Below are 21970 nucleotides of genomic sequence, written 5' to 3'. Positions count from 1 at the left end.
TGGACTTACCGATGACGCTGGCTTTGGCGCATCCCGGTCTGGTGCGGACCTCAAGCCCACCCGACCTGTGCACGACCGGCCTGCCGCAAATCATGTCGGTCGGCACCGCGGTCCCTGACACCGCCTACTCGCAACGCGAACTCATCGACATCTTGAACATCGTCGATCCTAAGATCCGTTCCATCTATCTCAACAGCGCCATCGAACGACGCTTCCTGACCCTGCCGCAGCCGGGTGAGGGCGGCGGGCGTGCTCTGGAAACCACCGGCCAGCTCCTGGCCAAGCACCGGGAACAGGGCGTCGGCATGGGATCGCGGGCGGTGCAGGAATGCCTCAAGCAGATGGGCGCCGAACTTTCCGACATCCGGTACCTGTGCTGCGTCACCTCCACCGGCTTCCTCACCCCCGGTTTCAGCGCGCTGCTCATCCGGGAGCTGGAACTGAGCCGCCACACCAATCGCGTGGACGTGGTCGGGATGGGCTGCAACGCCGGGCTCAACAGCCTCGGCGTCACGGCCGGCTGGGCCAAGAGCCATCCGGGTGAGCTCGCCGTCATGGTGTGCATCGAAGCCTGCTCGGCCGCCTACGTCTTCGACGGCACGATGCGGACATCGGTGGTCAACAGCCTGTTCGGCGATGGATCGGCCGCCATCGCGGTGATGGCCGGGGCGACCGCGGACGAACACACCGAGCAGCGGCCGATGCCCAGGATCATCGACTTCACCAGCTGCATCATCCCGGAAGCCATGCACGCCATGCGTTACGACTGGGATCCGGCGCAGGGCGCTTTCAGTTTCTACCTCGACCCCGACATCCCTTACGTGGTAGGCAAACACGCCCGAAAAACGGTGGGCCGCCTGCTTGCCCGCTCCGGTCTGCGCCAGGACGACATCGCGCATTGGCTGGTCCACTCGGGCGGTAAGAAGGTCATCGACGCGGTCGGGGTGAACCTCGGACTGACCCGGTACGACCTGAGGCACACCATCGGAATCCTGCGCGACTACGGAAACGTGTCGAGCGGATCGTTCCTGTTCTCCTACGAGCGGCTGCTCAAGGAGGGCACAGTACAGGCCGGTGAATACGGCGTGCTCATGACCATGGGACCCGGCTCCAGCATCGAAACCGCTCTGGTTCGTTGGTAATTCTTTCGCCCAGCAGGAGAAACTGAAATGCAGCTTCCACACCACATCGATGGCAGGCGACCACTTTCAGCCGCCGTCGTCAAGGCCCTAGACGCGTTCATCGACAAGATCGAGGACGCGCCGGCGGACACCATCCCGGTCCTGGAGGTCACCGGCTTTCCCGAGCCGGGCCACCCCGACCTGCCCGAGATCGCCACGGTCAACAAATGGGAACGCGTGCTGCGGCGGCTGGAACGCCTCGACCGGCCGACCGTCGCGGTGGTCCGCGGTGACTATGGCGGGATCGCGGTGGAGGCGTTGCTGGCCACCGATCTGCGGGTGGCGGCGACCGACGCCTGCCTGCACCTGCCCGCGGGACCGCGCGGGGTCTGGCCCGGGATGGGCCTTTACCGCCTGGCGAACCAGGTCGGCTTCGCCCGCATCCGCCGCTCGATCCTGTTCGGTGGCACCATTTCCGTGACCGAGGCACTGGCCCGCAACATCGTCGACGAGGTGTCGGACGACGTGGCCGCCGCGACCGCCGCCGCGGTGGCGCTGCTCGAAACCGCCGTCGGCCAGGACGTGGCCGTATGCCGCCAGCTGATGCTCGACGCGACGACCACGACGTTCGAGGAGGCGCTGGGCCGTCACCTTGCCGCCTGCGATCGCCTGCTGCGTCAGGACCCGGCCGGGGAGGTGGCCGATGCCGCTGCCGTCCGCTGAGACAGCAAGGATCGCGGCCACGAATGCACAGCTGCTCCAGCTGCAGGCCGTGTCTGGCACGCCGGCGCAACGCTCGCCACGGCAACGGGAAACCGTTGCCGAGGCGCGGCGCGAGCTCCGCAACCTGACCGACGCGTTTCTCCGTGAGCACGCCGAGCGCCTCTACGACGAGGTGACCGACGGCCGGACAAGCTATCTACGCCTCGACATGGTTTGCGAGCGCGTTGCCACGCTGGTGCCTGGGCTGACCCCCACCCGGGAACAGGTGGAGGCGGAACAACGGCGTGCCCCTGACGACAAGGAGGGGCTGGATATCGATCAAAGCATCCTGCTTAGCCACTTCTTGCGTTCCGCCACCTCGGGTCCGCACCTTCTCGAAGCCATGCGCCGGCCCACCGAGCGGGCGCTGCACCTGTTGCCGCAGTTCGAGCAGACCGGTGTGGTGACCTTGGATTCGGTACGGGTCGAGTGTCACAACGGCGCGGCCCATCTGACGATGCAGCGCGAGGACTGCCTCAACGCCGAGGACGACGAGCAGGTTCGGGACATGGAAACCGCAGTCGACCTGGCTCTGCTGGCATCGCAGGTGCGGGTCGGGGTGATCCGGGGTGGCGTGATGACCCACTCGAAGTACGCGGGCCGCCGCGTGTTCAGCTCCGGGATCAACCTCAAGAGCCTGCACGCCGGCCGGATCTCGCTCGTCGGCTTCCTGCTAGGCCGGGAGATGGGCTATATCGCCAAAATGATCCATGGCCTTACCGGAGAACGGGACTGGGCCTGGGATGGCGTGGTGGCGCAGAAGCCGTGGCTGGCGGCTGTGGACTCGTTCGCGATCGGTGGCGGGGCGCAGCTGATGCTGGCCTGCGACCGGGTGATCGCCGAGCGGGACGCGTACTTCAGCCTGCCCGCCGCCCAGGAGGGGATCATCCCGGGCGCGGGCAACCTGCGCCTGGGCCGGGTGACCGGTGGCCGGCTGTCCCGGCAGGTCATCCTCGCCGGCCGGCGGGTGGCGGCCAGCGAGCCGGAAGGCGGGCTGCTGTTTGACAAGATCGTCGCGCCCGAGGAGATGGATGAGGCGATCAAGGCGGAAGTGGCGCTTTTGGACAGTCCGGCCGTCTTCGCCAACCGGCGCATGCTCAACCTCGCCGACGAGCCGCAGGAGTCGTTGCGCCGCTACCTGGCCGAGTTCGCCATCGAGCAGGCCCGGCGGCTCTACAGCGAGGATGTGCTGAACAAGGTCACCCGTTTCAGCGCGGGGGCGGGCAGATCGTGACGGTCGATCCCGACGAGCCACGGGTGCGGTACGAAAAGCGGGGCCGGGTCGCCTACGTGACGCTGAACCGGCCACACGTCCTCAACGCCATGGACCTGCGGATGCACGAGGAACTCGGCCACGTCTGGGACGACTTCGCCGCCGACGACGAGTTGTGGGTCGCGGTCCTGACCGGTGCCGGCAGCCGGGCCTTCTCCACCGGGCAGGACCTCAAGGAGCGGGCCGATCTGGACCGCCAGGAGCCGCGGCAGACCACCTTCGGCAGCCGGGGACTGCCCGGCTGGCCCCGGCTGACCGAGCGGTTCGACCTGGCCAAGCCGATCATCGCCCGGGTGCACGGCTTCGCCCTGGGCGGCGGTTTCGAGCTGGCTCTCGCCTGCGATGTCATCGTCGCCTCGCAGGACGCGGTCTTCGCCCTGCCCGAGGCGCGGCTAGGGCTGGTGGCCGGCGCGGGCGGCGTGTTCCGGCTGACCAGGCAGCTGCCGTTGAAGACGGCGATGGGCTACCTGCTGACCGGGCGTCAGATCCCGGCCGAGCGGGCGCTGCAGCTCGGTCTGGTCAACGAGGTCGTCGCGCTACCCGAGCTCGATGACGCTGTGGCACGGTGGGTCGACGATCTGCTTCGCTGCGCGCCGTTGGCCGTCCGCGCCATCAAACAGGCGGCTTCGCGGTCGCTGGACATGCCGCTGGAGGAGGCGTTCGCCGCCCGCTACGAGTGGGAGGAACGCCGCTGCGTGAGCCAGGACGCCGTGGAGGGTCCGCGCGCGTTTGCGGAGCGCCGAGAACCGGTATGGCAGGGACAGTGAGAATGATAAATGACACGATATCTGCCATCCCCGCGGACATAGGAGGAAGCCCGTGAGCGACCACCCCGGTAGCCAGGCCACGCTTGTCGAGACCGACCCTGCGGAGGTGCCGCTGCGGCGCAACCGCAACTTCCAGCTGTTGTGGAGTGGCTCGGCCTTCGCCTTCCTCGGCAAGGAGATCACCGATCTCGTCTACCCGCTGGTCGTGCTCGCGGTCACCGGATCGCCGGCCTGGGCGGGCGCGTTCGGCGGTGTGCAGATGTTCGTGTCGTTGCTGGTCGGGCTGCCCGCGGGTGCGCTCGCCGACTCGAAAGACCGGCGCCTGCTGCTGATCACGATGGAGACGGTGCGGGCCCTGGCCGCCGGAAGCGTGCTCGTGGCCGCGCTCCTGGACCGGATCACCCTGCCGCATCTGCTGGTGGTGGCCGTGGCGATCGGCGCGGTGCAGCCGCTCGGCGGTTCGGCCCGCATGCTCCTGGTCCGTGCCGTGGTGCCGCCGAAGCAGCTCACCGCCGCCCTCACCCAGGAGGAGGTGCGCAGCCATTCGGCCGCGCTCGCCGGACCTCCGCTCGGTGGCCTGCTCTACTCGGCCGCCGTCGTCCTGCCCTTCGCCGCGACCGCCATCTCGTTCCTGGTATCGCTGGTCTGCGCCCTGTTCGTGCGTCCCCCGCAGCGCACCAAACCCGCGCAGTCCACAGTGGACGGGAGCGCGCTGAGCCGGGTGCTGACCGGCGTCGCCCTGCTGTGGAAGGTGCCGATGCTCAGGCACAGCACTCTGTTCGCGGCTGTGCTCAACACCGTGTCGGCCCCGCTCATCCTCATCGTCATCGTCATCCTCGGCCGCGAAGGCGTGTCGCCGGCCATGGTCGGGCTCACGATGGCGGCGCTGGCGGTCGGCGGTCTGGCCGGCACGCTGCTGGTTCGCCCGCTGCACCGCAACCTGTCCCCCGGCGCGCTCATGCTCTGGCTCGGCGGGACGGCGGTCGTGCTGATCGGCGCGCTGTCCCTCCCCTTTGGAGCGTGGTGGATGGCGGCCGCGCTTTTCCTGCTGGGTCTGGGCGGGCCGTCGATGCGTGTCCTCGTCGACATCCTGATTTTTCGCCAGGTACCAGACGAGCAGCGCGGCCGGACCGTAACCGCGTTCATGACCATACTCGGCGCCGGTGCGGCACTGGGAATGGTCAGCTCCGGTCTGCTCCTGCAATACCTGTCCGCGCCGATCGCCATCCTCACTTTGTCCGCCGTGCTGGCGATCGCGCTCAGCTTCACCATCGCCGACCGGCGCATCCGGGCGGCCCGCTGGCCGGAGGAGCCAACAGCCGACTAGGTTTTGGGTGCCGCGCATCACATCGATCGGCGTCAAACTTTGAGTACCGGTTACTCAGGTGGCCGCCGTCGCCGCGCAGTTTGCTTGGCGGGTTAGCGAAACCCCTCAAGGAAGGCAAGCTGTGTCTCAAATCAAGTGGTTCCATTCCGGCGTCGTGGCGCTCATGGCGGCGACTGCGGCGTGGCTGCCGGCGCCGGCCTCCGGCCAGGGCGGAACCGATCAGGTCGTGGTGATCGACCAGATCGGAGCGCCCGGCTCCGGCACCGGCCGGACCAGGCAGGAGGTGCGTGTCACGAGCGGCACCGTGCCTGCCGGCCTCGCTTCGAAATCCGATGGCGGGCCAGAGAACAAGCAACGCGGCCCGATCGTCTCGCCCCAGCTGCGCACCCTCGTGCAGAGCAAGGGCGCAATCGGTACCGTGAAAATTGTGGTCGGCGTCGCAGACACCGTGACCATCCCGGAATTCCCGGCAAAGGCTGACGGCGAATCAGCGGCCATGGCGACAGCCCGGCAGGACCAGGCGCAGATCCTGGTCGACCGGATCCGGGCGCAGCGGGAACCGGCGAACAACCAATGGCGCACCAGGGTTGCCCGCGCCGGCGGCCGGATCATCGAGGAATTCTGGCTGGTGCAGGGCTTCGTCGCCGAGGTTCCAGTGGCGGCCGTGGAAGCGCTCGCCGCCGAACCCGGCGTGCGCAGCGTCACCTCCGCGGACACCGTCGTGCCGTTCCCGGTGGACAGTGATCCCGGCAACGATCTGTCGGTCGCCCGATCGCTCATGGGCACCGACGTGTTCCGCTCCTTCGGTTCGAGCAACGACACGATCGCTCTCATCGACAGCGGGGTCAACTCCCACGTCCTGCTGCCCAGCACCGGCGTGGTCGTGGTGGACATGGTGAACCGCAACCCGAAGATCACCGCGGACATCTGCGACCACGGCACCCGCTCGGTTACGGCGATGGCGGGCAGCAACGCGCTCGGCGATGGGCTGCGCGGCATCACCGACATGAGGGTGCGCGTCTACCACACCGGCGTGTTCGGCCCACTCGCCGACGGCACAACGGGTTGCGGAACGGATCTGCCCGCGGCTGTGGCGTCGTTCGGCCGGGCGGTGCAGGACGGCATGAAGATGATCGTGGCGGAAATGCAGATGCTCGAAACGCCGGACAGCCCTCTGGATCAGGCCGCGGACAGCGCGTTCCGGTCCGGTGCGGTAGTCGTCGCGGCGGCCGGCAATTTCGGCGGCGGCGTCAACAGCGTCCGGGCGCCGGCCAACGCCCGCAACGTGCTGGGGATAGGTTCGGTCGACGTCAAGACATTCGTCGCACCGTTCCCGCAGGGTAAAGGGCCGACCGAGGACGGGCGCTACAAGCCCGACCTGGTGGTGCCGACCAACTACGAGGCGGGCCGGGGCACGTCGACCACCGCGACCGGGGTCTTCACCGGCACCAGCGGCGCCACCGCGGCGGCCGGCGGAACGGCGGCGGCGCTGCGCGCCTACCTCAAGGGCGGCAACAGCACCGTCGATCCGGGCAGGGTTTACGCCACCCTGATCGCCGGTGGCTCACGCCCTCAACCGTTCGACGGTGTCGACGGCGCGGGCAAGCTCAAACTGCACACCGGTCAGACCTTCACCTTCGCGGTCACGGTCAACCCGGGCGGGTTCGTGGACGTGCCGATCGACCTTGCCGCCTCCTCCTGCCGTCTCAGCGCGTCGCTGTGGTGGCCGGCGCAGGCCAGCGGACCGACCAACGCGGACAACGACGTCGATCTGGAAGTGCGCAACCCGGTGCAGCAATTGGCCGCGAGCAGCATCAGCGGCCCGAGCGTGTTCGAGCTGGCCCGGGTCGACTCGACCATGGGCGGGCGCTGGACGATGCGGGTGAAGTCATTCTCCATGGCGAGCTCCCAGCTGGTGTACGGAGCGGTGACCACCTGCCGCTGACCGCCTGCCGCTGACCCTGGCGAACCGGAGGCCGGGAACCCTTGTGGTTCCCGGCTTCCGCCGTCAGCCGAGGGCGTCGCGCAGCTCCTGCCGGTTGCGCACGCCGACCTTGCGGAAGACGTTCTGCAGATGGTTTTCCACCGTCCGCACCGAAACCACCAGCGAGCCGGCGATCGCCTGGCTGGTCATGCCGTTCGCGGCCAGCCTGGCCACCTCGCGTTCCCGCTTGGTCAGGCCGATCGAGGCCGGCGAGGTGAGCGCGAGCAGGTCCGGTGTCCGCACGTTGCCCAGTCGGGTCGCGATTTGCTTTCCGGCCATGGTCGCATTGGCCGCCCTGCGGGTGTCGCCACGGGCCGTGGCCTGAGCCGCTGCCACCGCAAACGCCTCGGCGGCCAGCAGATCGGCGCCCAACTCGGCAAACCCCTCGGCGACGGCGAGCAATCGCTCGACATCGCCCGCTACAAGCGCTTCCAGATGCGCCAACCTCAATTCAGGCAGTTTTCCTTGTACCGCAGGCAGTTCGCGGGCCATGTCAAGCCCGGCCCGGCGCAGGCCGTAGCGGCTCACCATGTGCGCCGCGCTCAGCGCGATCGAGCCGTTCGCCGGGGCGGCCCGGTGATAGCCGTCCTCGAACAGGGCCATCGCCCCGGCCGGATCGCCTTCGGCGAAGGCCAGCAGGGCCGCGGCGATCTGCGCCGAACCAGCCGGGTGCCATGCCACATTGCCCGGGTTCTCGGCGAGCGCGGCCAGCGCCTCCCGCGCCGGGCTCACCTGACCGAGCATGGCGTGCGCCTCCACCAGCGCGCTGTGGGCCAGCGCCCGCTGCGCGCCGCCGCTCACCTCGGGCACCTCCGCGATCAGCCGCCCGAGCGGAAGGATCGCCCGGCCCGGGTCGCCGCGCTCCAGCTCGACGCGCGCCCCCAGGTTGAGCCACGCGGCCAGCAGGAACTCCGAGCCGTGCTCCTCGGCCATGCGCAGGCCCTGCGCCGCCCACTGCTGTGCCTCGATCAGCCGGCCTGAATACATCAGCGCGTAGCCACGCTGGACGGCCGCCATCTGCCGGTGCGGCGCGAGGCGGTCGGAGTCATCGGGCCCGACTTCACTGAGCAGCTCCAGCTCGTGGGCAAGCGCCAGCGCTTCCTCGGCGCGGCCGTCCAGGGCCAGCATGACCACCGCGAAGGTCTGCGCCTCGTGCCGCTCCTCCTGATCATCGCTGCGCAGCAACGGATCGATCAGAATCAGGCCTTCCCGGGTACGCCCGGCGAGGTTCGCGGTGAACGCCCGGCGCGCGACCAGATGCGCCTGCGCCCGCCTGCTTCGCACCGTCCGCTCCGCCTGCCGCAGCTCGGCCATCGCCTCATCGTGCCTGCCGAGCCGGGCCAGGATCTCGTTGGTCATCGACGCTCTGGTCATCCGCTCCTCGTCGGAGTGCGCGTGGGCGAGCAGCTGGCGCAGCACCTCCAACGACGACTCGTACCGCTGCTGCCTGGCCAGCGTCGTCGCATAAAGCAGCCCGGTCTCGAAGTCGGGGCGCTGCCGCCACAGCTGGCCGGCGAACTGGGTGGCCTGTGCCGGGTCGAGCGAGCGATGGGTCAGCCGGGTGGCCCGCAACAGGCTGTCGACCGTCACCGGACGGCCGATCTCCAGGCACCAGGCGGCGGCCTGCAACGCCAGCGCCTCGCTGCCGTCAGCCTGCTCGCACGCCACATCCGCCAGCCGTTCCAGGATCTGGCGGCGCCGCAACGGGCCCAGCTCGGCCTGCGCGGTCTGCGCGTAAAGGCGATGACCGGCGGTCACCACGTGACGGTCGAGCCGGCCCAGCCGCGAGCTGGACACCCGGATCAGACCGCTTCGCTCCGCGTCGCTCACCTGAGCCTGATCCACCACGCGCAACAGCATCTGCAGCGAGATGGGTTCGGCGAGCACGACAACGTCCAGCGCCTCTCGTCCACTATGGACGGTAGCCGCCAGGTTCGCGGCGACCACCTCGCCCAGCCGCCGCGACGCCGGCAGCGGCGCGACGGCACGGCCCAGCCCGCCCTCGACGATCAGCGCCTTGCTGGCCATGGCCTCGGTCACCAGCTCGCGCAGCGCCAGCGGCAGCCCGTTGGACCGCACGTGCAGCTCGGCCGTCACCGCCGCCACCACCGGGGCACCGACCAGGGCCTCGACCAGCCTCGCCGACTCGATCGGGGCCAGTGGCTGCAGATCGATCCGCTCCAGATGGCCGTTCTTCCATAGATCGGAAACCGTTGGCGGGATGGGGAAATCACCCGCCGCGATCACCACAGCGCGCACCTGACGCGTGCTGACCAGCAGATGCAACAGGGTCTGCGTGGCGCTATCGAGCCAGTGCGCGTCGTCGACCATCAGCACCGGGCGTGTCCGCCGCCCCGCCAAACGGGCCCGCGCCTGGGGGATTCCCTGCTCCGGCGCGGCGGTGATGTCCGGAAACACCGCCAGCACGGGAGCGAGCGGAATGCCTTGCGCGGCGGCCGTGCCGGCCAGGCGCACCACTGTCCGGCGATCCAGCCGCGACACCGCCTCGTGAACCAGCCGCGTCTTGCCCACCCCGGACGCGCCGACCACCAGCACCCCAGAGCCGTCCGCCCGATCTGCCAGCGCATCGCCGATCAAGGTGCGCTCGGCCTCTCGAGCTATCAACGGCCATCGCTCCACGGCCCGACACTCGTCCCCCGGCCACCCGCCGTCAACCGGTATTTCGGACTGTCAGTCGAAGGCGAAGTATCGCAACCACAGATACGGCACACATACCGCGATGGTGACCACCATGATGATCAGCCCGTACTTGGTGAACTCCCAGAACGAGATCCGTTTACCCGCGCGTTCGGCCATCCCGATGACCACCACATTCGCCGACGCGCCGATCGCGGTGGCGTTGCCGCCGAGGTCCGCCCCCAGGGCCAGGGCCCACCACAGCACGTTGCCCTCGCCCTTCGGGAAGCCGTTGACCAGATCGGCGACGATCGGCGACATTGTTGCCACATAAGGGATGTTGTCCACGATCGCGGACAGCAACGCCGACCCCCACAACAGCACCATCGTTGCCGGCCACAGCTTGCCGCCGACGGCATTCGTGGCCGCCTGGGAGATCTGGCCGATGACGCCCGTGTTGACCAGCGCGCCGACCATGATGAACAGGCCGGTGAAGAACACCAGCGTCGGCCACTCCACCTCCTTGGCGACGGTCTCGGCGTCCAATTTGGACAACGCTAGCAGCAGCAGCCCGCCCACCATCGCCACCACCGCAGGATCCAGCCGCAGCACGGTATGCAGCATGAACGCCACCGTGACCAGCGCCAGGATCACACTGGAGATGATGAGCAGCCGGGGGTCCTTGATCGCGTCGCGCTCGTTCAGCGCCATCACCTTCGCGGCCTTCTCCGGCTGGTACGAGAACGCCTTGCGGAAAAGGATCCGGCACAGCACCACGAACACCACCATGAGCACCACGATGATCGGTGTCAGGTGAACGAGAAAGTCGTTGTAGGACAACCCACCCCGCGACCCGATGATGAGGTTGGGCGGGTCTCCGACCAGGGTCGCTGTGCCGCCGATGTTGGAGGCCATCGCCTCGGCGATCAGGAACGGCGCCACCGGCGCCCCGAGCCGGTCGCACACCAGGAACGTCACCGGAGCTATCAGCAGGACCGTGGTCACGTTGTCCAAACCCGCCGACGCGGTGGCGGTGACCAGTACCAGAATAGTCATGATTCTAAAGGGTTTGCCTCGGGCCTTCTTCGCCGCCCAGATCGCCACATACTCGAAACCGCCGGTGCGTTTGAGCACGGCGACGATCAGCATCATTCCTAACAGGAGGAACAGAACGTTCCAGTCGATCCCGGTATGCTCGTCGAAGAAAGCGTGCTGCGCATCGGTGGCGCCGATGAGCAACATCAGCACGGCGCCGCCGAGCGCGGCAGCCACCCGGTGCACCTTCTCGGTGGCGATCAGAAGATAGGTGACGGTGAAGACCGCGACCGTGGCCCACGCCAGCGCGCTCATGGGTCGCCGCCCGGGATGCGGTGGGGAGCTACGCGCATATCGGAACACCTCACAGACCTGGCGCGGCACCAACACGTGCTCGCCGACCAGACTTCCCGGCACTCCGCTTACGACCCTATCGGCTCCTCGCAAGACCTGTCCACGATCACCGGATCGCTCCTGTCCTACAACGACGCTGTCATTCGGCTTCCTCGGCGAGCTCGCTCAAGATGTCGGCCGCATCCCGGTTGCCGGCTTCGGCCAGGCGCTGCAACTCGCCAACGTTGCCCGTCTCCTGCGCCAGCTCCACAAGCTGGTCAACAGCATCCCTGCTGCCCGCGTCAGCTAGACGGCGCAACTCCTCCAGGTCACCACGCTCACCCGCCAGTTCGACAAGCTGGCCAACAGCGTCCTGATCACCCTCAGCGGCCCGCGCCCGCAGCTCCGAAAGCTCATCGTGGCTCATTCCGTGTCCCTTCCCGAGGCCGATGATTCTATCGGTATCGATTTTGCCGCTTCCGGGCCAACCGTCCCACCGCTTTGGGTTTCGACCAGCACTTTGTGTCCAGGCAATTGCGACGACCAGCGCTCTCGAGGCCTACCCCTCGTTCGCGTTCTCCACGTTCTCCGTGCTCTCCGCGCTCTCCGCACGCTTGGCCGCCGACGCCCGCCCCGGCCTCTTCCTAGCCGCAGCCTTCTTAGTGGCCACCGGCTGGACCTCGCCATCAGCCGCCGGCTCCTGCGCAACTGCCCCACCCTCAGCCACAGCCCGCTCGGCCATGGCCTCGCTCTCCGGCGCAGCCTCAACACCCGATCCAGAAACCTCCTCCTCCGGATCAACCACCTCAGCCACCAGCTCACGGTCGGCCGCCGCCTCAACCCCAGGCCCGGCAGCCTCGCCCTCCCGCACAGCCACCTCAACCACCGGCTCACCGTCGGCCGCCGCCTCAACCCCAGGCCCAGCAGCGTCGCCCTCCAACACAGCCGCCTCAACCACCGGCTCACCCTCAGATGCCACATCAGCGTTCGACCCGGCGGCAGCCACTTCCAGCGCAGCCACCTCGGCCACCGGCTCACCCTCAGGCGTCGCCTCAACCCCCGGCCCGGCGACCGCTACCTCCTCGGCTGGCGGCTCTTTCTCAGGGGTCGCCGCGACGTCCGACTCGGTCGTCTCCGATGCGGCCGTCTCGGATGGTGCCTGGCCTTTCGGCTCAACGATCTCCGCGTCATCGGCTGCAGCTGCCTCGGCCGGCGCCTCAAATTCCGGCTCCGCAGGTGCCGTCTCGAGCGCGGCCTTAGGCTCGGGCTCGGCCTGCGCGGCCACTGGCTCGGGCGCGGCCACTGGCTGAGGCTCGGGCTGAGTCTCGGGCTCGGCCTGCGCGGCCACCGGCTGAGGCGCGGGCGCGGGCGCGGGCTCGGCGACCGGCTGGGACTCGGGCTCGCGCTGTGGCTCGGGCTCGGCCTGCGTGGCCACTGGCTCGGGCTTGGGCTCAGGCTCGGGCGCGGCCTGCGTGGCCACTGGCTCGGGCTCGGGTGCGGCCTGGGTGGCCACTGGCTGGGGCTCGGGGGCGGGGGCGGTGTTGGCTGCTGGTTCTTTGGCTATTGGCTCGTTTTCTGGTGTCGGGTCGGGGTTGGCTGGAGCGGTGTCTTGGGGGGAAGGCGCTTGGGCGGCTGGGTCTTCGGTCGCTTGGGCTGCTGCTTCTGGGTCGGCGTCGTTGGCGGTTAGCGCGGCCGCCTCGGCGAGGATGTCGCGCATGGACGCGGATTTGGGCTTGGCCGCCGGCTTCTTTTCCTTTGCCTTGGCGGGATCCTTTGGCTTTGACGCCGGCTTCCGATCACGCCGCTTGGTCGGCACGATCTCGATCCTGGTGCCGACCGGAAGGACCCGGGTCGAGGTGCTGGGGGCGTCTGGATCGGCGAGGGGGTCCAGCTCTTCGGGCAGGAGCCCTGGGTCTTCCGCGTCAGGGTCGCGGGTGGGTTCCGGCGACTCGGCCACGACCGGCTCGGGGGCTGTCTCGGAGTCTGGGTCGGGCTCTGAGTCGGGGTCGGGCTCGGTGACCGGCTCGGGGTCGGGGTCGGGGGTCACCGTGTCAACTGGGGCCGCGTCGGCGAAGGGGTTCACCGTTCGGTGGGTTTCGGTGGGCGCGTCCAGAACCGCTACGCGGGAGGTGACGGCCGGTGCCGGGGCGGAGACGGAGTCGGCCTCATCGACAGCTGGCGCGGTGGCGCTGGGACGGCGCACGCCCCAGATCAGGTAACCGACGAGAACGCCCAGCAAGAAGGCGGCCACGATTACGACAAGCGACTGTCCCACCAACCATGCCACTGTCCCTAACCTCCCCGTCTAAAGCCGGATCTCCGGGGCGCAGCCTTCCACATCCGACACCCTGCGCGCGAGCACCATCCGCCCGAAATGCCACGACTTCCGGTGGATTGGAACCTGAAGCCTGTCCGTGTGATGATCCACCAGCTCTGAGCGGCCCTTGATCAAGAGGGTAGCGCTAGACCTCGTAGGCGAGAAGGGGCAGCGAACGGCCGGTCGCCGACGAGACGGTTTCGCCGATCCGCACAGCTCCCATATGGAGGTAGAACTCCTCGGCGTAGGGATCGGACTCGATGAGCAGGCGAGTGAAGCCTCGCAGCCGGGCGCGGTCGAGCGAGTCGAGAAATAGGGCTTTGCCGATGCCCAGGCCGATCGCCCACGGATCCACAAAGAGAAGGTCGAGCTCGCCCTCGGGCGGCTCGCCGATGAGCGTCGCTACGCCGGCCTCCCGGCCGTCGTATTCGGCGACGACCGTTGTCGGCAATTGGTGGTCGCCAACGGTGAGCGCGGGACGGACTCGGTCAAGGAACTCCTCGTCGTAACCCCAGTGGGCCTTGGACCGCATGACCAGCTCGGTTAGCTCAGCGGCTTCGCCCGGCCGGGCAGCCCGCAGTGTAAGACCCATAGCCCAAACAATAGTGCGCGTCGGCGGAGCGGCTTGTTCCGCCAGCATTCACCCGGTACACAGAAAAGGATTTGAGTCTCCAGTAGCTGGAAGGTTGACGCTTACGCCGTGGAAGACCGCCCTGACCCGCTCATGACCATCGGCGAGCTCGCTGAGCGCACCGGGGTGCCGGTGCGCACCATCCGATTCTGGTCCGACGCCGCGGTGATCCCGCAGCCGGCCCGAGCCGGCAACGGTTACCGGCGTTACGACGCGGAATCGGTGGCACGCATCGACCTGGTGCGCACGCTTCGCGAGCTGGGGCTGGACCTGGCGACTGTGCGCAAGGTGCTGCTGCGGCAGGTGACTCTTGGCGATGTGGTACGGGCGCACGTGAGTGCTCTCGATGCCGAGATCCGCACGCTGCAGACCCGACGTGCCGTGCTGTGGGCGGTCAGCCAGCGCAATGGCACCAGCGAGGAGATGAGGATTATGAACAAACTAGCCCAGCTGTCAGCCGCCGAAAGGCAACAGCTCCTTGACGACTTCGTGGCCGAGACGTTCGCGGGGCTGCCCGAGAACGGGATGTGGGAGGTGATCGCCGGCGAGATGCGGCGGCTGCCACCGCAACCCAGCGCCGAACAGGTCGAAGCCTGGATCGAGCTGGCGGAACTGGCCGGCGACAAGGATTTCCGGGCCCGGGTGCGGCAGATGGCCACCGCACCGGACCCGGGCAAACCCAACTTCGACCACCAGGTCGTGGTCGACCTGGCCGGGCAGGCCCTCGACGCGGGCATTGAGCCCGGATCGGCGCAAGGACAGGAGATTCTGCACCGAATCATCGACCCGGCCATGCCAGTCATGCAGCGGCAGGAAACGGCAGCGAAGCTGGAGACCTTCACCGACCGGCGGGTCGAACGCTACTGGCAGCTGATCGGCGTGCTCAACGACAAGCCGTCGTTCGGGCCGGCCGTGGCGCCCTTCGAGTGGCTGATCGCCGCGCTGCGCGGCTGACTCTCACTTCAGTCCTCCCTTGATCCAGTAAAGGAAGGCGATGAAGATGAGCACCCCGGCTATGTACCCGGCGGTGTCTCCGTTTGAGGGCGCGCTTTTGGCGCGCCCCCATCGGCCTGCCGAGCCGCGCAGCTTCTCCGCGAAAATCCGATCCAGCTCATTCGCACTGGTTTCGAGCGCCGAGGCAAATTCGCGCGAGGCAAGGCTTCGTTCGTCTATCTGGCCCACAAGCGCGGGCAGGAAGTCGGGTTCCAGGATCCGCAACAGGGTGGGGGTCCGCATGCTCTGGGCCAGCGACGGCAGCGGGGTGTCCTGATTTTGGCTGTATACCAGAAAGCTGAACGCCAGCAGCGATCGTGTCGATGGGATTTCGGTCAGGGCGGCGACATACGAATCCGTTCCGCACAGCCCCATCATCCGCGACCGGATCCAGGCATCGAGGTCGTTCGCCTCCGGGTCGCGCGGTGCCGAGGCCAGGAAGGCCTCGTAGCTCTGCTCGAACTGGCGGCGTAGCCCGTCGGGGTTGACCAGGCCCGCATCGACGTCCACCTGATCCAGGACCCGCCGCGCGTGTTCGGCGGCGGAGGTCGGCTCGGCGCCGGCGACCCCGCCACCGGCCACGGCACCCAGGGTGACGGCAACCGCCGCGGCGCTTCCGCCCACTACGAACTTTCGTCGGTCCATCATGAATTGCTCCCTCTGACAAGCGAACCAGACTTAGGAACTCATTGACGGCGACGGTGGCACGGCGGATTGAATCGGCGCTGATGCCGGGCTGAAATTCCTTCCTGAGCAGGTGTCTACTTGCGCCAGACCGAGACGTGGCTTTCGCTGTCGGAGGTGAAGGGCGCCCCGTCCCAGCCGGCGACACGCTGCTCCAGCGTCAGGCTGGCCAGCCGTGCCATCAGGTCGCATTCGGACGGCCAGATGTAGCGGAAGTTGCTGTAGCCGTAGCTCGTGTTTCCCTCTTCGTCGCGCCGGTAGTGATGAGAGGTGCCCTGCTGGGTGACCATGTCGTAGGTGTCGAAGCCGACATGCCGGTCGCTCACGTCGAACGGCACCGCAGCCTGGCCGGGCGGAAACCGCCTGATGCCCGGTATCCACAGCTCGATGACGAAGCGGCCTCCGGGCGCCAGATGCCTGGCGGCGTTGGCGAAGCACTGGATCTGCTCCTCCTGGGTGCGCAGGTTTCCGATGCTGTTGTACACGAGGTACACGAGCGAGAAGAGGCCCGGGACGACCGCGGTGGCCATGTCACCGATCACCACCGGTATCTGTTCCGCTGTCGCCTTGCGCCGCAACTGGTCCACCATCGGCTGCGACAGCTCGATCCCGGACACCTCAATCCCCCTGGCGGCCAACGGAATCGCCACCCGACCCGTGCCGATCGCCAACTCCAGCGCCGGGCCGGACCCGGCCAGCCGGGCAAGAAAGTCCACGGTGGGATCAAGCACCTGTGGGGAAAACATCTCGGCTGAGTTGTCGTCGTACCGAAGCGCTGACTCCTCATCCCAAAGATCACTGCTCGTCATGGGCAGGAGTTTGCGGGCTCGGGTGCCCTCACGCCACCGATTTACCAGCAAACCACTCCGGGGGTGGCGACCAGGACTCTGGTCGCCACCCCCAGCTAGCCGATTCGCAAGCTACGGCCGGTACGCGGCGGTGATTGAAGTGAACTGCCAGTCGCTTTGCGCGATGCTGCTGCAGCTGGAGTTCACCGCCTGGCCTGGGCAGCCACGGTCGCGGTTGACGCCCCAGAATGACAGCCGGGCCAGATGGTTCTGGGCCGCGAAGTCGCGAATCTGGGTCCAGGTCGCGGGTGAGGTCAGCTCCGACTGGTCGCTCAAGCCGTTCATGCCCGAGATGCCGCTGTGCGCGTAAGCGGTGGCCTGGTTCCAGCCGAATGCGTTGCGCAGCGCGGTGTTCAGGCCGTTGGTGGCGCTGACGGTGGAGTTGAACATGTTGTTCCCGCCACCGAAGTCGAACGGCATGATGGTGAAGACGTCGATGTTGGCCTGGGTCGACGCGGCCCGGTTGACCAGCTGGGTCCCGGCGAAGCTCAGACCGTTGATGGTCGTCGGCATGGTCACGATGGTGATCAGCGACGGCCGCTGTTGCTTGACGATCTTCAGGGCATCGACCACGCGGTTGCGCGACGCGTCGTTGTCGAACTCGTTGGCCTCGATGTCGATGTCGATCGCCAGCAGGTTGAACTGGTCGACGACCCGCAGGTACTGTGCGGCCAACGCGGCCGGCGTCGTGCACTGCTCGCCCAGCTTCGAGCCGTTGAAGCCGCCGAACGACGGGACGATGTTGCCGCCCGCGGCGCGGATCGCGTTGATCGAGGTCTGGTGCTGCCCGCCGGTGAGCCCGCCTTCCCCGTCCCAAACCGCGTTACAGCCGCTGGCCAGGACGAAGGCGATGGTGAACCATCTGATCCCGGTCGCGTTGATGACGGTGGCCGGGTTGGGCAGCGGCGTGCCGAAGCCCGGGAAGTAGTAGGGCGCAGCCGCCATGCCGGCGTTGCCGCCCCCGCCGTTGGTTGTCGTGCCGGAGACCGCGGCGGAGAACCCGGATCGGTTGTTGGCCGCGTCCAAGGCCCGGACCTGGTAGGTGTGCGTGGAGTTGGCCGCCAGACCGAAGTCGGTGACCGTGGTCGTGGTCGAGGTGATGATGGTGGCACCGTCGCGCTGCACCTCGTACCCGGTGACGCCGACGTTGTCCGTCGACGCGTTCCACGCCAGGCTGATGCTGTTGCCGGTGCTGCCGGTCACGCGCAGGCCGCCCGGCACCGTCGGCGCCTGGGTGTCGGGAGGGCCGCCGCCGCACGAGGCGTTGTTGACGACGCAGTTGGCCGGGGTGGCGCTGCCACTTCCGCCGGCCACAAAGCCGAACGATGCGGTGGCTCCTACGGCTAGGTTGCCGTTCCATCCGGCGTTGTGGAACGAGTGACGGTTGCCGGTGTCGGTACGGACCGAATCCCAGCTGCTGCTGATCGTCACGCCGGCGGGCAGGTCGAACGCGACCGTCCACTCCGACAGTGCGGTGGTGCCGCCGTTGGTGATGACGTACTTGCCCTCGAATCCGGTCTCCCAGCTCGAGGTGCGGGTGAACGTGGCGGTGACGCCGGCGGCGTAGGCCGGTGCCGCTGCGGTCAGGACGCCTGCGGCGGTGAGAATTGCCGCTGCGCTGACCGCGATGAGGGTGCGTGCCGCTCGTTTCATCATGTCCACAGTCCTTCCATCGCGGACTGATCTCAATGGACGTTCGCCTATATAGACGGACTTGAGCCGACAGTACAATAAGGAATCCTAACAGTAAAGCATCCTGTCTGTGCGGCTATGCTCCGCCGGGAGGAGGGGTCATGGACGGTGTGGAAATCCCCGCGGTGCTCAGATCGCTGATCACGACGCCGGTGGCGCACGAGCTCGCCAAGACGTACACCGATCAAGTGGTCTTCCCGGAGAAGCTGGTCATCGACCGTCCGGACGATCCGCATCGGCGGTTCCCCGGCTGGCCCACAGCCGTGCTGGTGATCGCTGACGAGAATCAGGGGGTGTGCAGCTGGGGTGTGCCGCTCGGCGAACCCGAGCCACGCGTCCTGGTCGGCGGCGAACTTGAGGGCATCAACAGCACGGTCGTGTACGCACCCGACGTGGCGAGCTATCTCGCCGCCAGGCGATGGGACTACGGCAGCCTTGACCGTGAGCCGCTGCTGCAGGCGCAAGCCGATCCGCTCGACGAGGCGTCGCTGGCGCATCTGCGGGCGGGCTTTGACGAGCAGCCCCGCACCCACGGCTGGCCCGGCCACACGCAGTTCAGGTTCCAGCGCGACGGAGTCAAAATCCTTCTGTGGTCGGGGACGGACCAATGCGACTGGTGGCTGTCGGCCGTCGACGAGGCACGGCTTGCGGAGGCGGCGGCGCGGCTTGTCGACCTGTCCGACCTTCGCACCTCGTTGTGGGCCAACGACATTGCCGGCGAAGCGCTGCTCGAGCGGCTGACTAGCTGAGGAGGCGGTCGAGGTCGGCGAGGTGGGCGCGGATGTTGGGGGCATTGGTTTGGAGTTCTTCGGTGTGATCGGTGCCGAGCTTGGCGAGGATGTCCAATGCGTCCTGCCAATGCCGGCGGGCTTCGTCGGGCTGGCCGAGGGCGCGGTGGGCCTGGGCCAGGCCGTCGTGGGCACGCGCCAGATCGTCGGGCTGTTCGAGGTCGGTGGCGAGCTGTAGCGCCTGTTCGTGATGTTCGAGCGCAAGGTTGTGGTGGCCGGTGGCGTGATGCAGCCGGCCCAGGCCCTGCACCGCTTCGAACTGCCAGTTGCTGCTGTCGAGGTCGCGGGCGAGGTCCAGTGCTTGCTGGTAGAGGCCGGCCGCCTGGCTGTGGCGGCCCAGCTTCAGGTGAAGTTCGCCGAGACTGTTCAACGCGTACAGCGCCCCGACGTGGTCTCCGATGTCCTGCGCTATCCGCAAAGCGCGGGTGTAGTGGTCGTCAGCCTGTTCGCTGCGGCCCAGCGACCAGTGCACGGATCCGAGAGAGTTCAGCATTCGCAGCTCGCCGACACGGTCGCCGATATCGCGGGCGATCCGCAAGGCCCGCGCGTAGTTGTCGCCGGCCTGTTCGAAACGGCCCGCCAGGCGATGCAGGACGCCGAGACCGTCCAGCGCAATCCTTTCGCCCACGCGGTCGCCGATGTCCTGCGCGATGTGCAACGCCTGCTCGTGGTGATCGCCGGCCAGCTCGTAGTGGCCAAGCATGAAATGGGTGTAGCCGAGCCCGGTCAGCGCCTGCATTTCACCGCTGCGATCGCCGATCTCCCGGGCTATCCGCAACGCCTGCCCGTAGTGGTCCACGGCCTGCTCGTGGCGGCCCCGCATCCGATGGATGTAGCCGAGGCCGTTCAGCGCCTGCATTTCACCGGGACGGTCGCCGATGTCGCAGGCGATCCGCAACGCCTGCCCGTGGTGGTCGGCGGCGGGATCCCGGTGGCCCAGCATCCGCTCGACGAAGCCGAGGCCGTTGAGCGCATCGATCTCGGCACGGTGGTTTCCGAGCTCGCGGGCGAGGTTGAGGGTTTGCTGGTGCAGGGTTTGCATGTCGCGTACCCGGCCACGGGTGAGCAGATGCTGGTCAAGGGTGGCCGCAAGATGCCAGGCGTGTTCCGGCCAGCCGTGCTGTGCGGCGTGCTGGACGGCGGCCAGCAGATTCGGCAGCTCGGTGTCCAGCCAATGCTGTGCCCCGTTCGGGTCGTCGACGTCAGGGGCCGGGGTGTGCGCGGTCGCGACCGTTGGCCGGCGGTGCCTTTCGTAGGGGTAGGCGACGGTCATCGCCGACGCCGCCGTGTGGCGGTAGTGGTCGAGCAATCGGGTCAGCGCCGCCTGCCGTTGCGCTGGGGTTTCCCGCTCGGCGGCGAGCTCGGCGGCGTGGGCCCGGACCAGATCGTGCAACTGGAACCGGCCGGGGCTGGGCTCCTGCAGCATGTGGTCATCGACGAGCCCGTCCAGCAGACGGCTTGCCTCATCGGGGGTGCCCGCAGTGAGGGCCGCCGCGGCATACGCCTCCACATCGGGGCCGGGAGGCAACCCCAGCAAGCGATACAGCCGCTGGGCCGACGCGGAAAGGTGTTGGTAGGAAAGGTGAAGCGCGGCATGGATGCTGCGCTGCCCGTCATCGAGGGTGGCCAGCCCCGCGATCTCGCGCAAGCGGGACACCAGATCTGACACCGTCCATACCCGACGATGCTTGAGCCGTGCGGCGGCTATCCGGATCGCCAGCGGCAGCCGCCCGCACAGCTGCACCGCCTCCAGCACCTCGGGCGCATCGGCGATCAGCTCGGGCCTGTCGGCGGTACGCAGAAAGAGCGTGACCGCATCGGCTTGCGGCAACATGTCCAGCGACACCGCATGGGTGCTCTCCAGGCCGGTCAGCCGACGGCGGCTGGTCACCAGTACCAGACATCCAGAAGCGCCGGGCAGCAACGGCTGCACCTGCTCTTCGGTGGCGGCGTTGTCCAACACGACCAGCATGCGCCGACCGGCCAGCACGCTGCGCCACAACGCGGCCCGCTCCTCCAACCCGGACGGAATCCGCTCCCCGGGCACACCGACGTCGCGGAGCAGGCGATCCAGAGCCTGGGCCGGCTGCACCCGCGCCACGCCCTCGGTGAACCCGTGCAGATCGACAAACAGCTGCCCGTCCGGGAAACGCTCGGCCAGCCGATGTCCAATCTGCACCGCCAGCGCGGTTTTGCCGATGCCGGCCATCCCCGCCACCGCGGAGATCACCACCATGCCCGCTTCGGATGGCCGGTGAGCCAGCTCGGACAACGCAGCCAGCTCGGCGGCCCGGCCGACGAAATGGGGCGGCACAGCGGGCAGCTGACGCGGGACCTGCGGCAGACCACCGCCGACCGGTTCGCTCGGCGCCTCGGCGGCCTGCCCGCGACGGCGCGACTCCTCGACCCGGTCGCGTGCGGTCGCCACCGCGCCCAGCTCGGCCGCGTCGGCGCCGAGCACCCGCAGCAGAGCGTCGAGCCGATCCGTCGGGGGCAGGGTGCGGCCGGTCAGGTATTCCGCGATCGCACCGTGTGACCACCCCGTGCGCGTGGCCAGCTCGCGATAGCTCAGCTCGCTGTCGCGGCTGCGGCGGGCGTGGCGGCGGCGCAGCGCCCGCAACAGTTGCGCCAGCTCCTGTGCCGTCTGCACCCGGGCGGCGTCCTGCACCAGCGTATCCACCGCTTCTTGCCCTCGTGGATCACCGGCCGCGGTCGCCGAACCCCCGCCTGTCATAGAGCGCAAGGATAGGTCCGAAATGCCGCGATCAACAAATGTAT

17 protein-coding genes are annotated in these 21970 nt (G+C 68.2%); 8 read left to right on the top strand and 9 right to left on the bottom strand.

All coding sequences use genetic code 11. The annotated features are described in order from the left end of the window. Nucleotides 1-11 precede the first annotated feature (11 nt). The 6 genes from dpgA to Rhe02_RS38815 all read left to right on the top strand — a co-directional run bounded on the left by dpgA (nt 12) and on the right by Rhe02_RS38815 (nt 7195). On the top strand, nt 12-1142 hold the full coding sequence (gene dpgA / locus Rhe02_RS38840) for a 3,5-dihydroxyphenylacetyl-CoA synthase DpgA (RefSeq protein ID WP_203913487.1): 1131 nt from the start codon (nt 12-14) through the stop codon (nt 1140-1142). Nucleotides 1143-1169: 27 nt separating this feature from the next. Beyond that, the gene (gene dpgB / locus Rhe02_RS38835; protein ID WP_203913486.1) at nt 1170-1844 is read left to right on the top strand and encodes an enoyl-CoA-hydratase DpgB; all 675 of its coding nucleotides are present in this window, start codon (nt 1170-1172) and stop codon (nt 1842-1844) included. After that, nucleotides 1825-3117, top strand: a complete 1293-nt coding sequence (gene dpgC, locus Rhe02_RS38830; protein ID WP_203913485.1) for a (3,5-dihydroxyphenyl)acetyl-CoA 1,2-dioxygenase DpgC — start codon at nt 1825-1827, stop codon at nt 3115-3117. Before dpgB ends, dpgC begins: the two co-directional genes overlap by 20 nt. Beyond that, nucleotides 3114-3923, top strand: a complete 810-nt coding sequence (gene dpgD / locus Rhe02_RS38825) for an enoyl-CoA-hydratase DpgD (RefSeq protein ID WP_203913484.1) — start codon at nt 3114-3116, stop codon at nt 3921-3923. Before dpgC ends, dpgD begins: the two co-directional genes overlap by 4 nt. Nucleotides 3924-3975: 52 nt before the next feature. Then, the gene (locus tag Rhe02_RS38820) at nt 3976-5250 is read left to right on the top strand and encodes an MFS transporter (RefSeq protein ID WP_203913483.1); all 1275 of its coding nucleotides are present in this window, start codon (nt 3976-3978) and stop codon (nt 5248-5250) included. 121 nt (nt 5251-5371) lie between these two features. Continuing rightward, nucleotides 5372-7195 (top strand): S8 family serine peptidase, encoded by a 1824-nt coding sequence (locus Rhe02_RS38815; RefSeq protein WP_203913482.1) that lies wholly within the window; start codon nt 5372-5374, stop codon nt 7193-7195. A gap of 63 nt (nt 7196-7258) precedes the next feature. On the opposite strand, the gene Rhe02_RS38810 is transcribed toward Rhe02_RS38815, so the two are convergent. From Rhe02_RS38810 to Rhe02_RS38790, 5 genes are all read right to left on the bottom strand, one after another. After that, nucleotides 7259-9859: a helix-turn-helix transcriptional regulator gene (locus Rhe02_RS38810; RefSeq protein WP_203913481.1), complete on the bottom strand. Its 2601-nt coding sequence runs from the start codon at nt 9857-9859 to the stop codon at nt 7259-7261. 66 nt (nt 9860-9925) lie between these two features. After that, on the bottom strand, nt 9926-11221 hold the full coding sequence (locus Rhe02_RS38805) for an ArsB/NhaD family transporter (protein ID WP_203913480.1): 1296 nt from the start codon (nt 11219-11221) through the stop codon (nt 9926-9928). A gap of 178 nt (nt 11222-11399) precedes the next feature. Then, nucleotides 11400-11666, bottom strand: coding sequence for a hypothetical protein (locus tag Rhe02_RS38800; RefSeq protein ID WP_203913479.1), 267 nt, complete (start codon nt 11664-11666; stop codon nt 11400-11402). 132 nt (nt 11667-11798) lie between these two features. Further along, nucleotides 11799-13526: a hypothetical protein gene (locus tag Rhe02_RS50665; protein ID WP_203913478.1), complete on the bottom strand. Its 1728-nt coding sequence runs from the start codon at nt 13524-13526 to the stop codon at nt 11799-11801. A 175-nt stretch (nt 13527-13701) separates the two neighbouring features. After that, nucleotides 13702-14148, bottom strand: coding sequence for a GNAT family N-acetyltransferase (locus Rhe02_RS38790; protein ID WP_203913477.1), 447 nt, complete (start codon nt 14146-14148; stop codon nt 13702-13704). A 108-nt stretch (nt 14149-14256) separates the two neighbouring features. On the opposite strand from Rhe02_RS38790, the gene Rhe02_RS38785 reads away from it, so the two are divergent. Continuing rightward, on the top strand, nt 14257-15141 hold the full coding sequence (locus Rhe02_RS38785) for a helix-turn-helix domain-containing protein (RefSeq protein WP_239124330.1): 885 nt from the start codon (nt 14257-14259) through the stop codon (nt 15139-15141). Between the two features lie 3 nt (nt 15142-15144). Here Rhe02_RS38785 and Rhe02_RS38780 read toward each other — a convergent pair whose 3' ends face one another. The 3 genes from Rhe02_RS38780 to Rhe02_RS38770 form a co-directional block, all read right to left on the bottom strand. Beyond that, nucleotides 15145-15828, bottom strand: a complete 684-nt coding sequence (locus Rhe02_RS38780; RefSeq protein ID WP_203913476.1) for a hypothetical protein — start codon at nt 15826-15828, stop codon at nt 15145-15147. A 113-nt stretch (nt 15829-15941) separates the two neighbouring features. After that, entirely contained in the window at nt 15942-16673 is a 732-nt protein-coding gene (locus Rhe02_RS38775; RefSeq protein WP_203913475.1) for a class I SAM-dependent DNA methyltransferase, read from the bottom strand. A gap of 111 nt (nt 16674-16784) precedes the next feature. After that, entirely contained in the window at nt 16785-18368 is a 1584-nt protein-coding gene (locus Rhe02_RS38770) for a cellulose binding domain-containing protein (protein WP_239124329.1), read from the bottom strand. A 137-nt stretch (nt 18369-18505) separates the two neighbouring features. Between Rhe02_RS38770 and Rhe02_RS38765 the strand changes: the two genes are divergently transcribed. Further along, nucleotides 18506-19153 (top strand): hypothetical protein, encoded by a 648-nt coding sequence (locus Rhe02_RS38765; RefSeq protein WP_203913474.1) that lies wholly within the window; start codon nt 18506-18508, stop codon nt 19151-19153. Here Rhe02_RS38765 and Rhe02_RS38760 read toward each other — a convergent pair. Next, nucleotides 19146-21926, bottom strand: a complete 2781-nt coding sequence (locus tag Rhe02_RS38760) for an ATP-binding protein (protein ID WP_203913473.1) — start codon at nt 21924-21926, stop codon at nt 19146-19148. The genes Rhe02_RS38765 and Rhe02_RS38760 overlap by 8 nt on opposite strands. Nucleotides 21927-21970: the final 44 nt, after the last annotated feature.

This window comes from Rhizocola hellebori (assembly GCF_016862955.1).
Lineage (GTDB): Bacteria > Actinomycetota > Actinomycetes > Mycobacteriales > Micromonosporaceae > Rhizocola > Rhizocola hellebori.
The sequence above is the reverse complement of the archived record's forward strand: the minus strand, read 5'-3'. Positions and strand labels throughout refer to the sequence as shown.

Excerpts from the sequence above, each read along its gene's own strand:
- Rhe02_RS38805 (WP_203913480.1), bottom strand. The coding sequence starts at position 11,221 with ATGAGCGCGCTGGCGTGGGCCACGGTCGCGGTCTTCACCGTCACCTAT.
- Rhe02_RS38790 (WP_203913477.1), bottom strand. The coding sequence starts at position 14,148 with ATGGGTCTTACACTGCGGGCTGCCCGGCCGGGCGAAGCCGCTGAGCTA.
- dpgC (WP_203913485.1), top strand. The coding sequence starts at position 1,825 with ATGCCGCTGCCGTCCGCTGAGACAGCAAGGATCGCGGCCACGAATGCA.
- Rhe02_RS38780 (WP_203913476.1), bottom strand. The coding sequence starts at position 15,828 with ATGATGGACCGACGAAAGTTCGTAGTGGGCGGAAGCGCCGCGGCGGTT.
- dpgA (WP_203913487.1), top strand. The coding sequence starts at position 12 with ATGACGCTGGCTTTGGCGCATCCCGGTCTGGTGCGGACCTCAAGCCCA.
- Rhe02_RS38770 (WP_239124329.1), bottom strand. The coding sequence starts at position 18,368 with ATGATGAAACGAGCGGCACGCACCCTCATCGCGGTCAGCGCAGCGGCA.
- Rhe02_RS38765 (WP_203913474.1), top strand. The coding sequence starts at position 18,506 with ATGGACGGTGTGGAAATCCCCGCGGTGCTCAGATCGCTGATCACGACG.
- Rhe02_RS38800 (WP_203913479.1), bottom strand. The coding sequence starts at position 11,666 with ATGAGCCACGATGAGCTTTCGGAGCTGCGGGCGCGGGCCGCTGAGGGT.
- Rhe02_RS38775 (WP_203913475.1), bottom strand. The coding sequence starts at position 16,673 with ATGACGAGCAGTGATCTTTGGGATGAGGAGTCAGCGCTTCGGTACGAC.
- dpgB (WP_203913486.1), top strand. The coding sequence starts at position 1,170 with ATGCAGCTTCCACACCACATCGATGGCAGGCGACCACTTTCAGCCGCC.
- Rhe02_RS38760 (WP_203913473.1), bottom strand. The coding sequence starts at position 21,926 with ATGACAGGCGGGGGTTCGGCGACCGCGGCCGGTGATCCACGAGGGCAA.